13 protein-coding genes and 1 pseudogene are annotated in these 14,090 nt (G+C 70.1%); 8 read left to right on the top strand and 6 right to left on the bottom strand.

The window, feature by feature from the left end:
- Positions 1-74: 74 nt before the first annotated feature.
- The 3 genes from ACFXN1_RS23505 to ACFXN1_RS23515 are packed head-to-tail and all read right to left on the bottom strand — an operon-like array spanning position 75 to position 3,102.
- Positions 75-1,109, bottom strand: coding sequence for an NAD-dependent epimerase/dehydratase family protein (locus ACFXN1_RS23505; protein WP_379443096.1), 1,035 nt, complete (start codon positions 1,107-1,109; stop codon positions 75-77).
- A 13-nt stretch (positions 1,110-1,122) separates the two neighbouring features.
- On the bottom strand, positions 1,123-1,431 hold the full coding sequence (locus tag ACFXN1_RS23510; protein WP_379443094.1) for a hypothetical protein: 309 nt from the start codon (positions 1,429-1,431) through the stop codon (positions 1,123-1,125).
- Positions 1,432-1,440: 9 nt separating this feature from the next.
- Positions 1,441-3,102, bottom strand: coding sequence for a fatty acid CoA ligase family protein (locus tag ACFXN1_RS23515; RefSeq protein WP_379443093.1), 1,662 nt, complete (start codon positions 3,100-3,102; stop codon positions 1,441-1,443).
- Between the two features lie 430 nt (positions 3,103-3,532).
- On the opposite strand from ACFXN1_RS23515, the gene ACFXN1_RS23520 reads away from it, so the two are divergent.
- The 5 genes and pseudogenes from ACFXN1_RS23520 to ACFXN1_RS23540 all read left to right on the top strand — a co-directional run bounded on the left by ACFXN1_RS23520 (position 3,533) and on the right by ACFXN1_RS23540 (position 8,840).
- Entirely contained in the window at positions 3,533-4,579 is a 1,047-nt protein-coding gene (locus tag ACFXN1_RS23520; RefSeq protein ID WP_379443092.1) for a 3-oxoacyl-ACP synthase III family protein, read from the top strand.
- Positions 4,580-4,583: 4 nt separating this feature from the next.
- Positions 4,584-5,489 (top strand): hypothetical protein, encoded by a 906-nt coding sequence (locus ACFXN1_RS23525; RefSeq protein ID WP_379443090.1) that lies wholly within the window; start codon positions 4,584-4,586, stop codon positions 5,487-5,489.
- A gap of 200 nt (positions 5,490-5,689) precedes the next feature.
- The gene (locus ACFXN1_RS23530; protein WP_379443089.1) at positions 5,690-7,726 is read left to right on the top strand and encodes a LuxR C-terminal-related transcriptional regulator; all 2,037 of its coding nucleotides are present in this window, start codon (positions 5,690-5,692) and stop codon (positions 7,724-7,726) included.
- An 87-nt stretch (positions 7,727-7,813) separates the two neighbouring features.
- Positions 7,814-8,236, top strand: a pseudogene (locus ACFXN1_RS23535) (lipase family protein); the annotation flags it as partial.
- A gap of 196 nt (positions 8,237-8,432) precedes the next feature.
- On the top strand, positions 8,433-8,840 hold the full coding sequence (locus ACFXN1_RS23540) for a hypothetical protein (RefSeq protein ID WP_379443087.1): 408 nt from the start codon (positions 8,433-8,435) through the stop codon (positions 8,838-8,840).
- Positions 8,841-8,860: 20 nt separating this feature from the next.
- Here ACFXN1_RS23540 and ACFXN1_RS23545 read toward each other — a convergent pair whose 3' ends face one another.
- Entirely contained in the window at positions 8,861-9,670 is an 810-nt protein-coding gene (locus ACFXN1_RS23545; RefSeq protein ID WP_379443086.1) for an SDR family oxidoreductase, read from the bottom strand.
- 41 nt (positions 9,671-9,711) lie between these two features.
- Positions 9,712-10,746 carry an alpha/beta hydrolase gene (locus ACFXN1_RS23550; RefSeq protein WP_379443084.1) on the bottom strand — a complete coding sequence of 345 codons (1,035 nt, stop codon included), beginning with the start codon at positions 10,744-10,746 and terminating at the stop codon, positions 9,712-9,714.
- Between the two features lie 231 nt (positions 10,747-10,977).
- Between ACFXN1_RS23550 and ACFXN1_RS23555 the strand changes: the two genes are divergently transcribed.
- Both ACFXN1_RS23555 and ACFXN1_RS23560 read left to right on the top strand, forming a co-directional pair.
- Complete coding sequence (locus ACFXN1_RS23555) at positions 10,978-11,751, top strand: metalloregulator ArsR/SmtB family transcription factor (RefSeq protein WP_364613085.1); 774 nt, start codon at positions 10,978-10,980, stop codon at positions 11,749-11,751.
- A complete protein-coding gene (locus tag ACFXN1_RS23560) occupies positions 11,751-12,284 on the top strand; it encodes a hypothetical protein (RefSeq protein ID WP_379443082.1) in 534 nt (177 codons plus the stop codon). The genes ACFXN1_RS23555 and ACFXN1_RS23560 overlap by 1 nt, the downstream gene beginning before the upstream one ends.
- 52 nt (positions 12,285-12,336) lie before the next feature.
- Here ACFXN1_RS23560 and ACFXN1_RS23565 read toward each other — a convergent pair whose 3' ends face one another.
- Positions 12,337-13,098, bottom strand: coding sequence for a 3-hydroxyacyl-CoA dehydrogenase (locus tag ACFXN1_RS23565; protein WP_354837256.1), 762 nt, complete (start codon positions 13,096-13,098; stop codon positions 12,337-12,339).
- 303 nt (positions 13,099-13,401) lie between these two features.
- On the opposite strand from ACFXN1_RS23565, the gene ACFXN1_RS23570 reads away from it, so the two are divergent.
- Positions 13,402-14,082, top strand: coding sequence for a hypothetical protein (locus ACFXN1_RS23570; protein WP_379443081.1), 681 nt, complete (start codon positions 13,402-13,404; stop codon positions 14,080-14,082).
- Positions 14,083-14,090 lie beyond the last annotated feature (8 nt).

The following is a 14,090-nucleotide window of genomic DNA, read 5'->3' on the forward strand; positions in this document are numbered from 1 at the left end:
CCTCGCGCGGTACCAGCCATGTTAGCCGGTACCGCGCGTAACACAAGTTTTTGAGGGGAGCGTCCGAGCGCTGGTCAGCGGGTGGATCCGGCGATCACCTCCCCGCTGCGGATCCAGGATTTCAGTTCGGTCATGCCGGTGTCGCGATCCATTACGGGCCGATATCCGAAATCATGGGTGGCCGCGGAGGTGTCGTAGGTGCCCGAGCGGGTCATCACCGCCACCGAGTACCGCGACAGCGGCGGCGTCCAGTGATCGGCGAGATACGGTACCCGCCTGAGGTTTTCGATCACCGACACCACCAGCGCCACCACACGCGGATCGAGCCTGCGGCCGGGCCGCGGATAGCCGAGGTCCGCGGCGACGTCACCGAGGAACCCCCACACGTCGGTCCGCTCCGCATCGGCGATGAAATACGGCTTGCCGCCGACATTCTCGCTGGCAGCGGCCCTGACCGCGGCCTCGGCGATATTGTCGACATGGCACAGCGAGGCGTACACCTCGCGCCCGGCCGACAGATCCGGCAGGGTCCCGGCCGCCGCCCGTTCGAGCAACCGCACAATGGGCCCGGATCGGTCGCCCGCACCCCAGATGGCCCGCGGCCGTAGCGCGCAGGTGGTGAATCCGGGCGTATTCGCCTTCAGCACCAGGCGTTCGGCGGCGGCCTTGGTCTCGCAGTAGTGGTTGAGGTAGCGGCGGGGATACGGAACCGACTCGTCGATATCGATCTGGTCGCCGCCGTCACGGTCCATGAGCGCGCTCGGACTCGAGATGAACACGAACCGCTGCGCGCCTGCCGCCCGGGCAGCGGCCAGCAATCGCGCGGTGGCGGCGACGTTCTCGGCCCAGAAGCGGGCGCGGGTGCCGCGCTCGTCCACGCGGGCCGCGCTGTGGAACACGACATCGACCCCGGCGACGGCGCGTTCCAGCGAGTCGGGGTCGCCGAGATCGCCAACCACCCGCTCCACCCGGTCGAGCACCGGGGCCAGGTCCCGCAGATTGCTGGTGCGCCGCACCAGAATCGCCACCTCGTGGTCCCCGTCGCGCACCAGCCGGCGCGTGAGCGCGCCACCCAGGAAGCCGGAGGCCCCCGTCACCAATGCCTTCACGATGCTGCTGCTTTCACGATGCCTCCAGAAGTGTGTGGTCGCGTCGCCGGACGCGGCCGAGGAGCGGCGTCAGCGCCGCGGTGCCCCAGCCGATCCGGCTGGCCAGTTCGTCGGCGGCCATGCTGACCGGTATGCGGGTGGCCGGATCCGCGGCGCACAGTGCCGCGTCGGCCCACCACAGCAGCCGCAGCGCCGGATTCGACGGGGCGCGCCCGGCCACCGCGGCGATCAGTCCAGCCAGCAGATACAATCGGGCGGCGATCCCGGCGAGGAAACAAAATCGCGTGACCAGCGGAACCACCTGCGGCGCCGGGCTTCTCATGCTGCGGCCCTACCCGTCGAGCTGCTTGGCCGCCCAGACCGCCAGCTTCTCGCGGCCGATCTTGGCATTGTGGCGGATGTCGACCGGGAACCGCGGATGGAACAGGAACTCCGCCACCGGCTTGGTGATGTCGAATTCGTCGCGCCGCCCGCGCAATCGGTCCTCGACCGCGGCCCGGTCGGCCCCCGGCGCCAGCTCCACGCACAGCACCGGCTGCTGGTCCCCGCGCGCACCCACGCCCACCAGCGCGGTACGGGCCACGCCCTCGACGGTGTTGAACACCTGCTCGACCTGCACGGTGAACATCGGCCCGCTCGCCGTCTCCAGCCGCTGACTCTTGCGCCCGCAGAAGCGGATGCGCCCGGCGTCGTCGATCCAGGCCAGGTCTCCGGTGCGATGCCAGATCACCTCGCCCTCGGCGATCTTGCCGCTCCGGTTGGCCGCCTGCGGCCAGAAGTAGCGGGGGCTGACATTCGGCCCGGACACCACCAGCTCGCCGATCCCGCGCGACGCCGCCAGATCGGTCGCCCGCGCCTCCGCGTCCGACCAGTCCGGCAGCGGATCGTCGGTGATGGCGATGATGCGCGCCTGCACGTGGAGCGCGGGCGCGCCCACGCACACCCCGTGCCCGGTGTGCGCCTGCTCCACCAGATCGCCCAGTAGCTCGCGGGATTCGATGGTCGCCATGGGCAGCGCCTCGGTCGCGCCGTAGCCGGAGTACACCTTCGCCGGCTCGGGCAGCACCTGTCGCAGCGCGGCGATGCACCAGTCCGGGACGGGCGCTCCGCCGGAGTAGATGCTCTCGATGCTCGGCAGCGCCGCCCCGGTCTGCTCGATGTGCCGCAGGAGCGGGATCAGCACGGCGGGGGAGGCGAACATGGTCTTCACCTCGTACCGCTGCACCGCGTCGACCACGTGCGCCGGATCGGTGGCCCCGACCTTGGAGGGAATCAGCGGCGGTAGTACGCACCGGGATCCGAGCAGCAACTCCAGGATGCCCGCCACCGGCGCGGTGATGAGCGAGGTGCCCGGCGCGACGTGCTCGCGCGCGGCATCCACCTGGTCGATCATGGCGCTGAGATTGCCGTGGGTGAGCACCACCGCCTTGGCGGGCCCGGTGCTGCCGGTGGTGTACGCGATGAGCAGCGGTTCGTCATCGGGCGCGGGCTCGCGTTCGGGCAGCGCGGAAGCCGGTGTGCGGCCCCAGCTTTCGAGGGTGGGCCCCTGCCACCACGAGCGCCCGACCGTGACCGCCATTCGCACCTTGCGGAAGTAGGCGCGGAACACGATGCGCAGCGCCTGCGCCTCGGTGACGCCGACGAAGGCTTCGGCGTCGGCGGCCTGCAGGCAGCGCAGCATCTTGAACATGCCCATGCCCGGGTCGATCACCACCGGCACCGCGCCGATCTTGAACAGCCCGTAGAGGACGGCGTACAGCTCGGGTCCCGGCCGCACCAGCACGATGGTGCGCACGCCGCGGGTGACGCCGGCCTCGGCGAACCGCTCGGCAATGGTGTCCGACCACGCGTCGAGTTCGGCGTAGGTGAGGTGGCGGTAATCGGGCAGGCCGTCCCGATTCCTGCCGTCGGCATAGATCACCGCCTTCCGTTCGGGATGGGCGGCGACGATATCGCTGAAACGATCGAGAGCGCGCCAATAAATGGTGGGCAAGGAATGCGACACACTTCCCCCAGTGAATTGTCGAGGAATGCGAGGAATGTATCGGTGAGGCTACACGGGGTGATGTCGGACCGCTAGGCGTGGCGCTCCGTATTCGTTTGATATACAACAGTTTTAGTGTGTCCCCGGGTACCGACACCGGTTCTTCGTAACCCCCTATTCCACCCCTACGGGGTGACTCGGCGACCATTCGCCGATCGGCGTGCGCACCACTTACTTCCAGCGATTACGCTGTGAAAATCGCTCGATCGCACTGTGATCGGTGAGGCGCGTGGGGCACTCGTCTACCGGTGGGTACGGTAGCGTTTCACTTGGCATCGGGGCTACGGGATATCAGCGGGGCCGGCTCGGGGGACACCGAATTGCGGCCGCCGCAGCCACATTCGACCGGACGCACTCAGTCCAGAGAGCAGGGGGTCACATGCGTACACGCTTCGAATCGATCGGTGCGTACACACCCACGACCATCCGTTCCACCGAGGACGTGATCAACAGCCTTTCGGTACCCAGGGCATTGGACCTGGAACGAATTACCGGAATCAAGAACCGGCGTGTGCACAATAGCGATCCGGAGAATTACGAATCGTCGTTCGCACTGGCGCGCAACGCCATCGAGGACTGCCTCGCCCGCTCCGGCTACGCGGCCGCGGACCTGGACGTCATCATCTCGGTGTCGATCACCCGCTTCACCGCGCCCGGGCAGTACTGCTTCGCACCGTCCTTCGCCGCCCAGCTGGGTGCGGCCATCGGCGCGGGCCGGGCGTTGCACTTCGACCTGTCCAATGCCTGCGCGGGCATGATCACCGGCGTACTGGTGCTGGACCGCATGATCAAATCCGGTGTGGTGCGCCGCGGCCTGGTGGTCAGCGGCGAGCAGATCACCCCCATCGCCGAGACCGCCACCCGCGAGATCTCCCAGCCCTACGATCCGCAGTTCGCCGCCCTGACCGTGGGCGACGCGGCCGTGGCCGTGGTGGTCGACGACCAGGGCGACGACGCGGACGAGATCCACTACATCGAGCTCATGACCACCTCGGCCGGCGCCGAGCACTGCATCGGCATGCCCAGCGACAAGACCACCGGCATCGCCATGTACACCGACAACCGCGCCCTGGCCAGCGAATCCCGCTTCCTGCAGGGCATTTCACGCATGGCCGACTTCCTGCTGGAGACCGGCCGGGCCTGGGAGAGCGAGAAGTACGACTACTGGATCCACCACCAGTTCAGCGGCCCGGCCATCGACTACATCAGCTCGCTCACCGAGCGGCACTTCGACACCCCGATGCCGCAGGCGCTCAATGTCTACGCCGAATACGGCAATACCGCGTCCACCTCGCACTTCCTGGTGCTGCGCGAACACCTGGCGCAGGGCCGGATTCCGCGCGGCTCCAAGGTGCTGCTGATCCCCGAGGCATCCGGGGTGGTCTCCGGGCACCTCGCCGCGACCATCTCCCGGCTGGAGGCCTGAATCCATGAGCACCGCAATCGTTTCCGCGGCCGTCTGCACCGACGCCGACACCGGCAGCTACTTCGAGCTGGCCGCCCGCGCCGGCGCGCAGGCGCTGGCGGCGGCGGAGGTCTCCGCCGACCGGGTCGGCCTGGTGGTCAACGCCGGGGTGTTCCGGGACAGCAATATCGCCGAGCCCGCGGTGGCCGCGCTGATCCAGAAGCGCCTCGAGGTGGGCCTGGAGTACGCGACCGGGCGGGTGCCCGCGTTCTCCTTCGACCTGCTCAACGGCGGCACCGGGGTGGTGCATGCGCTCATGGCGGCCCAGTGCTTCACCGGTCTCGGCGATGTCGAGTACGCGCTCATCGTGGCCGGCGACACCCACCCGTCCACCGAGCGTGACCGCGAGGACTTCCCGTACGCCGCCAGCGGTGCGGCCATCCTGCTGCATTCCTCCGACAGCGCGGGCGGTTTCGGCCGCATCTACACCACCGAGACCCCGGGCGCGCTCACCCCGACCGCGTGGGCCGACCTGGATGCGGCGGGCACCGGCGGCCGCACCGCGCTGACCGTGCGCACCGAGACCGGGGACCCGCTCGCGCTGGCCGAGGCCGCGCTGCGCGAATGCCTGGCCGGTGAGGGACTGGAGCCCAGTGACTTCGCCACCGGCGGCGCGGTACTGCTGGCCCCGGCCCCCGTCCCCGGCTTCCGCGAGCGGGTGGCCTACCGGATCGGGGTGCCCTCGGTCGCGGTCGCCGGGATCGACCCGTTCGTCGGCGACCCGTATTCCGCGGGTCCGGTGCACGCGTATCTGAGCGCGGCCACCCAGGGCATGCTCGACGAGGCGCGCGCGGTGGTGTTCCTGGCGGTGGACGACACGTCGGCGGCCGCCCTGGTCTATCGCCCGCGAGCGCTCGTCACCACCTCCTAGGCGAATGTGAAATACACTGTTTGGCAGTACATTTCGAAACCGTTGTGCCCCCGGCTGATCCTGGGCGCCCACGCGCCCTCGCTGCAATGATGCCGCTCCAGCACACCGAAGCTCGCCGTGCCACGCCTGTCAGTCGGGCGCATCCCGATCGGTGAAAGGGACGTCAGATGGCACGGTCGGTCGCTCGGGACCGAGGGGATATGCCGGTGGGGGCCGGCGCCAGGACGAGCTGGGCGGTCGCTACCCAGGTGAGCGCGGCGGACGCGGAGCGGCTGCGGGTCGCGCGCGCGGTGGCGGTGCTGGGGGCTGCCGCGGGGGTGGGCCGGGTGGCGGCGCTGTTGGACACGGAACTCGACGAGACCCGTGCGGTGGTCACGGAATTGGCGGCGGCCGGGCTGATCGTGGGGGAGTGCCGCCCGCACCCGGAGCTGGCGGCCCCGGTGCTGCGCGACCTGCCCGACGAGGATCGGCGCGCCCTGCACACCGGGGCGGCCGAACTGCTGTTCCGGGAGGGCCTGCCCGCGGCGACGGTGGCCCGGCACCTGGTCGAGGCGGGCGACGCTCGCGGCTCGTGGGCGGCGCAGGTGCTCCTGGAGGTCGCCGACCGCGCCTTCGACGCCGATGAATTGGACAGCGCCGGAACCTATCTGGAGCTGGCCTATCGGGCCAGCAGACGCGCCGACGAGCGGGCCGCCATCGCGACCCGGCTGGTGGCGGTGGAGTGGCGGATCAACCCGTCGTGCCGCACCCGCAATTTCGGCCGGCTCAAGGCGGCCCTGCGCACCGGGCGGGTGCCGTATCCGGAGCTGCCCATGACGGTGCTGCAGATGCTGTGGCACGGTCATGTCCTGCACGCCGATCACGCGCTGGTCCAGCTGCGTCGCAGCACGGACGCGGCGGCGGCCGATCGGCTCGAATTCGTCGGGGCGTGGCTGCGCTACACGCATCCGGTGCAGGCGCAACGGCATCCGTGGCTGGTTCGCGCCCGCTCCGGCCCGGAATCGCCGTCGCCGGACCGTGATTCACCCCACCGGCAGGCCGCCGCACTGCTGGCGGGACTGTGGGAGCAGCGCTCACCCGCCGAGACCGCCGCCGCGGCCCAGCGCATCCTGGCACACCATCGGCTGACTCCCGCCACCGTCGAGGTGCTGGTGGCGGCGGTCGACTGCCTGCTGCACACCGATCGTCTCGACGCCGCCGACGCCTGGTGTACCGCCCTGCTGGCCGAGGCCACCGCGCGCCGCGCCCCGACCTGGCAGGCGCTGTTCGCCTCGGCGCGCGCGGAGACGCTGCTGCGCAAGGGAAATCCGGTCGAGGCGGCCGGACATGCCTTGACGGCACTCAATCTGCTGCCCGCCGAGCAGCTCGGGGTGTGGCTGGGCCGGGCGGTCGCGGTGCTGGTGCGCGCGCTCACCGCACAGGGCAGGCACGCCGAGGCCGCCGCGCAGCTGGAGCGGCCGATGCCGCGCGCCATGTTCGAATCCCGTTTCGCGCTCGGCTATCTGCGCGCCTGCGGCGAGCACTGCCTGGCCACCGGTCGGCCCGAGGAGGCGCTGCGGCACTTCCGCCGGTGCGGGCGGCTGATGGACGAGTGGGACATGGACTTCGCCTGGCTGGCGCCGTGGCGCAATGACCTGGCCGCGGCCGGCCTGGTATCCGGGCAGCAGCGGCAGGTGCGGAATCTGGTGACCCGGCACCTCGACCTGATCGGCGGAGCCGAGCAGCACCACACCGGTGGGGTGTCGCTGCGCCTGCTCGCCGCGACCAGCGATCCGCTGCGGCGGGTGACGCTGCTGCGCCGCTCGGCGGCGCTGGCCCGCTCGGGTGGCGACGAACTCGAATTGGCCACGGTGCTCGCCGATCTCGGGAACGCCTACCGGGCGCTGGGGGAGTCGGACCGGGCCCGGCCCCCGCTGCGGGAGGCGGCGCGACTCGCCGAGATCTGCGGGGCCGAACCGCTCCTGGCCCGGCTGCAGGTCGACCCGGTGCCGGCCGCGCGAGAAACCCTGGTCGACACCGGTTTCGACGCCTTGAGCCCGGCCGAACGGCGGGTGGCCGAACTGGCCGCGCTCGGTCAGCGCAATCGCGATATCGCCGAGGCCCTGAACATCACCACCAGTACGGTGGAGCAGCACCTGACGCGGGTGTACCGCAAACTCGCGGTCGCCCGCCGCAGCGAACTGCGGTTCGCGCTGGCGTCCCGGACCGAGACGAGCGCGCGGACCGCTACCGGATAACCGTCGGCCGAAAGGGGATTGGCATGATCGCGTATCCGACCGGGGCGCCGCGGCCGCCGCGGGACGACCATCCGCAACCGCTGCTGTCAATGCGCCATCGACGCCGTCGCCTCGAAGTGCCTGCCGTCGTATGCGTTCCGTCGCGGTGCGCGGGCGCTGGGCGCGGTTCCGCAGTTCGAGCTGCTGCTCGTCGAGCACGCCCTGACTCGCGGCTGGGTGGTGTCGGTGCCCGACCACACCGGGACCGCGGGGCGGTTCGGGGCCCCGCGCGAGCCCGGCCACCGCACCCTGGACGGCCTGCGTGCCACCCTGAATTTCCTGGCGCGGCCCGGTGATTCGCCGGTGGCGCTGTGGGGGTACTCGGGCGGCGGTCTGGCCACGATGTGGGCCGCCGAGCTCGCGTCGAGCTATGCCCCGGAGCTGAATATCCTTGCCGCGGTGCTGGGTTCGCCGGTGGGGAACCTCGAATCGACCTTCTTCCGGCTCAACGGCTCGGCCTTCGGCGGGCTGGCCGATGCGCGCCGCACCGCCCGCGCGGACCGCCGCGCAGCCGGGCACGCCGGAGTCGGACATCGCGCCCGCACTGCCGGTCACGTGATGCGCACGCCGCCCCGGCCGACGAGGTCAAGGTCGGGCATCGATTCCCCTGAACGCCCGCGACCAGGTGATTCGGCTCCTATCGTGGACGGATCCGGAAGGGGTCGCCATGACGGCAACCGACAAGATCCTCATCATCGGCGGACTGCTGACCCTCACCTATGGGGCCCTGCTCGGCTATCCGATGATCGCGCTGCGCATCCGCGAGGGGAACCCGCCCACGCCCCGCTATCTGACCGTCACCCATGTCGGCGCGGTCCTCCAGGGCGTCATCCTGTTCGGCCTGGTCTGGGCGGCCCGCCTGTCCGATCTGTCCAGCGGCTGGAACATCACCGCCGCCTGGCTGGTCGTCGCCAGCGGCATCTTCATCGCCGCCAAGGACACCATCAACTGGCTCACCGGCGTCGGCGACGAATTCGCCGACAAGGCCCGCACCGCGCCGCTCGGCCTGGCCGGCGCGGTGACCATGACGGCCGGCCTGGTCATCTTCATCGTGGGTGACCTGGCCGCGCTCTGAGGCACTACCGCAGTCAGGCACTACCGCAGCGAATCTGCCTTGCTGATCCAGCCCACCACCGCCCGGGTCACGAAGGGCGGGGACAGGCGGGTGGCGAGGGCGGTGAGTTTGGTCTGCAGGCCGACCAGGACGTGGGGGCCGGACAGCGGGCGGCGTCCGGTTGCGGTGTGCCACACCGCTTCCGCGACATCGTCGGGGGTGAGGTGGACGCCCAGCGTGATCGCGGATTTCGAGCCGCGGCTCACCTCCGTCATCATGTCGGTCGCGACGAACAGGGGCAGCAGATCGCTGACCGTGATGCCGAAGTGCCGCCATTCGAGGTCGAGGGCCTCGGTCAGGCTGCGCACCGCGGCCTTGGTCGCGCCGTAGGTCGCCAGGCCGGGCTGACCGTAGAGCGCCGAGGCCGAGGCCAGGTTGATGACCCGGCTGCCGAAGGTGCGGCGCAGATAGGGGAGGGCGGCGTGACAGCCGTTGAGGACGCCCTTGATGTTCACGTCCACGAGGCGGTGCTGGCGTTCCACCGGGATCTCGCCGAAGGGCCCGGAGACCAGAATGCCCGCATTGTTGACCAGCAGGTCCAGCCGGCCGGTCGCGTCGTCGAAGTCCTTCAGCGCCCGATCCCAGCCCGCCGGGTCGGTGACATCGAAGGCCCCCGTCACGGTGCGCCCGCCGATCTCGGCGGCGGTGCGGGCGACCGCGTCGGCGTCGATGTCGTACAGGCCGACGGTCCAGCCCTCCCGGGCGAACCGCGCGGCGATGGCGCGGCCGATACCGGCGGCTGCCCCGGTGACGAGGATCGCGGGCTGAGAAGCATTGGCGGGCTGGGACATCGGAGCCTCTCGGATCGGAGGGTCGGGACCGCCGGTGCGGATCAGGCGGCGCTGCGGCCGAGGCGACCTGGATCGATCATCGCACGGTGGAAATCGGCCGCGTCACGGGCGGCGTCCCGGCCGTCCGCGAGCAGGTCCGCACCCAGGTGGATGAGGGTGTGCGGGGCGCTCGGCCGCACCTGCAGGCGCAGGGGGACACCCGCCGCCTCGGCGCGTTTCGCCACCGCCAGCGCGTCGGCGAGCAGCATCTCGCGGGAGCCGACCTGCAGCAGAATCGGTGGCAGACCGGTGAAATCGTGGTTCACCACCGACCAGCTCGGATCCAGCTCGCCGTCCACGGCGATACCGCGGCGCACCACCATGTCGGGGCCGACCGCGGGCAGTACCGCGTCGTAGCGGGCATTGGGATGCGCGAGGCGGGCGGCGGAGTCGAAATCCGCCCACGGCGAGGTCACCGACAGTGCCACGGGCAGCGGCAGACCCAGCTCGCGCAGTGTCAGCGCCAGCCGGAGCGCCAGTCCGCCGCCCGCGGAATCGCCCGCGACGACGATCTTCTCGGGCGGGAACCCCTCGGCCAGCAGGTGCCGGTAGGCGGTGAGCGCGTCGTCGAGGCTCTCGTTGGGGTGGGCGTCGGGCAGCTGCCGATAGTCGACGGTCAGCACCGGCAGCTCGCTCAGCGCGGCCAGGCGGGCGGTGTGGCGGCGGTAGCTGTTGAGCCCGCCCGCGATGAACGCGCCGCCGTGCAGGTACAGGATCGCGGCGTCGCGGTCCACCCGCGGATCGGGAACCGGTGCGCTCCACAGCCATTCGGCATCGCAGTGCTCGAATCGCACCGGTTCGCGGCGGGTGCCGCGCGGGGTGCCGAGCACCCGGGCGGGCTGCTCGGACAGCCGCGTCATCCGGAACACCAGGTGCGCGGGACGCGGGCCCAGGTCGGCGACCCAGGCTCCGGCGCGCAGGAACTGCTGCACGGTGGTGCGCAGCATCGGATGGGCGAGCCTGGTCCCGATGCGCGCCGGCCGGATCGTCTCCACGATCACCGATGAGACGGGGTCCGAGGTCTGCGGCGTCGCCACGGGCGCTCCTGTCCGCGCCGCGAAACACCGGGCGCTGCTGAGACAACGATGTCAGTTCTGGCCGAGGGCCGTTGAACATCTTGACGGTGAATGCGCGGATTGTCATGTCCGAGAACGAAATTCCCACGTAAGAGGGGGTGCCGAGCCGCCCGTCCGGCTGGGCGCGGCGGTAGGGCGTTGACTTATGCAGGTAAATGCCTGCATAATTTTCCCGTGCAACCCGAACCCGAGATGGACGCGGTCTTCAAGGCCCTGGCCGACTCCACCCGCCGCCTGCTGCTGGACCGGCTGCGGGAGAACAATGGCCAGACCCTGCGCGAACTGTGCGAACGGGTCGAGATGGCCCGCCAGTCGGTGACCCAGCACCTCGACATCCTGGAGCGGGCCGGCCTCGTCACCGTGCTGCGGCGCGGTCGCGAACGGGTGCACTACATCAATCCGACCCCGATTCACGACATCGAACAGCGCTGGATCTCCGTCTTCGATCGCCCCCGGCTGGATGTCCTGCGCGCCGTCAAAAACCAGGCAGAGGAGTACGCCATGACCGCCACCGTGCCGAACTACGTCTACGTCACCTACATCCACGCCAGCGCCGAGCAGGTGTGGAAGGCCCTCACCGACGCCGACCTGACCGCGCAGTACTGGGGACACGCGAATGTGTCCGACTGGCAGCCCGGTTCGGAATGGGAGCACCGCCGCGTCGACGGCTCGGACAAGATCGATGTCGTCGGCAAGGTCCTCGAGGTCGACGAGCCCCGCCGCCTCGTCCTCACCTTCGAGGATTCGATCGGGGCGGACCGCGCCCCGTCGGTGGTGACCTTCCTCATCGAGTCCCACCAGGACATCGTCCGGCTCACCGTCACCCACGAGAACCTGCCGAATCAGGAAATGCTACAGGGCATTTCGAGTGGCTGGCCCGCCGTGCTGGCCAACCTCAAGTCGCTGTTGGAGACCGGCGCCGTACTGCCGCAGGCGCCCTGGGAAATGTCGCAGGCCCACGCCTGATGTTCCACGCCACCGCGCTGCGCGAGGTCTACGACACCCTGCTGGAAGCCGCTGCCGCCGTGGCGGATTCGGGCCCGCCGCTGCCGCCTCCACCAGGGGAGTGGAACGCCGAGCGGATCCTGGCCCACGTCTCCCTCGTCACCGCCGCCACCATGGCCGCCGCGTCGGCGGTGGCGGCGGGGGAGCACGCCACCTACGACAATCGCCTCGCCCTCGACACCTGGACCATCGACCGCGTCGTCGATCTCGCGGGCGGTTTCCCCGGCCTGCGCGAACGCCTGCGCCGCCAGGCCGAGATGCTGTGCGGTTTCGGCGGGCCCGCGCTCAGCGACGCGGAACTGGACAGCCCGGTGCCAACCCGCCTGCTCTCCGCGGGCGCACTGCTGCTGGATCAGGCCATGCCCCTGCGGAATCTGTTCATCGGCCTGATCGATGTCGAAATCCCCGGCCACACCCGGCAGCTGCTCGCGCTGCGCGGAAACGGCGACGGCACCGGGCGGGCGAGTGCCCGCGCCGGTGCCGTCACCAGGTGATCGCCGCGGTGATCACCGTGTGGCCGTGCTGATCACCGCGTGGCCCTGCTGATTACCGCGGGGCCATGCGGATCGCGCCGTCGAGGCGGATGACCTCACCGTTGAGCATCGGGTTCTCCACGATGTGGCGGACCAGCGCCGCGTACTCGGCCGGGTCGCCCAGGCGCGACGGGTGCGGCACCTGCGCGCCGAGGGCGTCGATGGCCTGCTGCGGCAGGGTCGCGAACAGCGGGGTGTGGAACAGACCCGGCGCGATGGTCATCACGCGGATCTTGTACGAGGCCAGGTCACGGGCGACCGGCAGGGTCAGGCCCACGATGCCGCCCTTGGAGGCGGAGTACGCGGCCTGGCCGATCTGGCCGTCGTAGGCGGCGACCGACGCGGTGTTGACGATGACGCCGCGCTCGCCGTCGGCCTCCTCGACCGCCGAGATGCGCTCGGCGGCCAGGCGGATGACGTTGAACGTTCCGATCAGGTTAACGTTGATGATCTTGGAGAAGGACTCCAGCGGGAACGCGCCCTGCTTGCCGACCGTCTTGATGGCATTGCCGATTCCCGCGCAGTTCACCGCGATTCGCAGCGTGCCGAGCTCCTGGGCGGCGTCCAGCGCGGCGGTCACATCCGCTTCGCTGGTCACGTCACCGGGCGAGAACACCACGCGCTCACCGAGTTCCTCGGCGATGGCTTTGCCGTCGGACGAGGGAAGATCGAGGATAACGACCTTCGCGCCGGCCGCGTGCAGTTCCCGCACGGTGGCCAGTCCGAGTCCCGACGCGCCACCGGTCACAACCGCGGCAATGTCTGCTGTCTTCACAAAACCTCCAAAATTCTTGGTCTTGTTAATGTAGATTCTGCTTCGTCCACAGGGAAGACCGCCCCGTCGGCGTGGCGTTCACACGATGTCGCGAACCCTGCTACTCGCACGCGCGCGCGGATTGAACGGAGTGTCGTCCGGCGCGTCGAGTCGTTGGAATCCTGTTCATGCGAGAGAATTTCCGATCGGGACCGTTTCGTGCGCGCCGCCCGTGGCGACGCGACGACGGCGGGCTGCACAGTACCGACGATCACCGACGACAACACACCGTCAGCCACGACCGACCGCTGAGAGGGTCAGACGATGCCGAGCGACGTGCCCGCAGCGGGAATGTTGAAGTCGTACAAAAAAGTGTCGCGCTGGTACCCCGCCCTGGAACTCGACGTACAGGCCCCGGCCCCCGAACGGCTCGTCGCCGACTCGGCGTTCGCCGACGAGCAGGGCCCGGCCCGCTACCCGCACTACATCCACGACGAACCCGAGCTCGAGATTCCGCCCGTGCCCGAATCGGTGCTGCGGCGCAACCACTTCGACGGGGCCTGGTCGGACTGGATGGGCGACTCCGGCGAGAGCGCCTCCTACGCACCGCCGCTGCGCTACCGCGGCAGCACGGTCGTCGAATTCCCCACGGGGAGTGGCGAAGCCGGTGCGGCATCGACCGGCGAGCGCGCTCCGAGAGCGCTCGACAGGGCCTCGCAACTGCTCGACGCGGTCGCCGACCGTGCGGCCGTGCCGGCCGAGCGCATAACGGGGCGGCGGTTTTTCGCCGTCGCGTTCCTGATCGTTGCCATTGTTTTGCTAGCCATTGCCGGTGGAGTTGCTCTATATGTGCTGAATTCCCACGGCGGCACTGCGCAATCCATCGGCACACTCGAGGCGGGACCCCGTTCCGGCCCGATCGCCGTCACGGCGGCGTACAACGAAATGACGGCCCCCGCGATCATCGGCGACCATGGACCCGCCGCGGGCATTCCGGCCGGATAAGAGGAGAG

Origin of the sequence: Nocardia sp. NPDC059154, from assembly GCF_042755705.1 — a bacterium.
Classification (GTDB): domain Bacteria; phylum Actinomycetota; class Actinomycetes; order Mycobacteriales; family Mycobacteriaceae; genus Nocardia.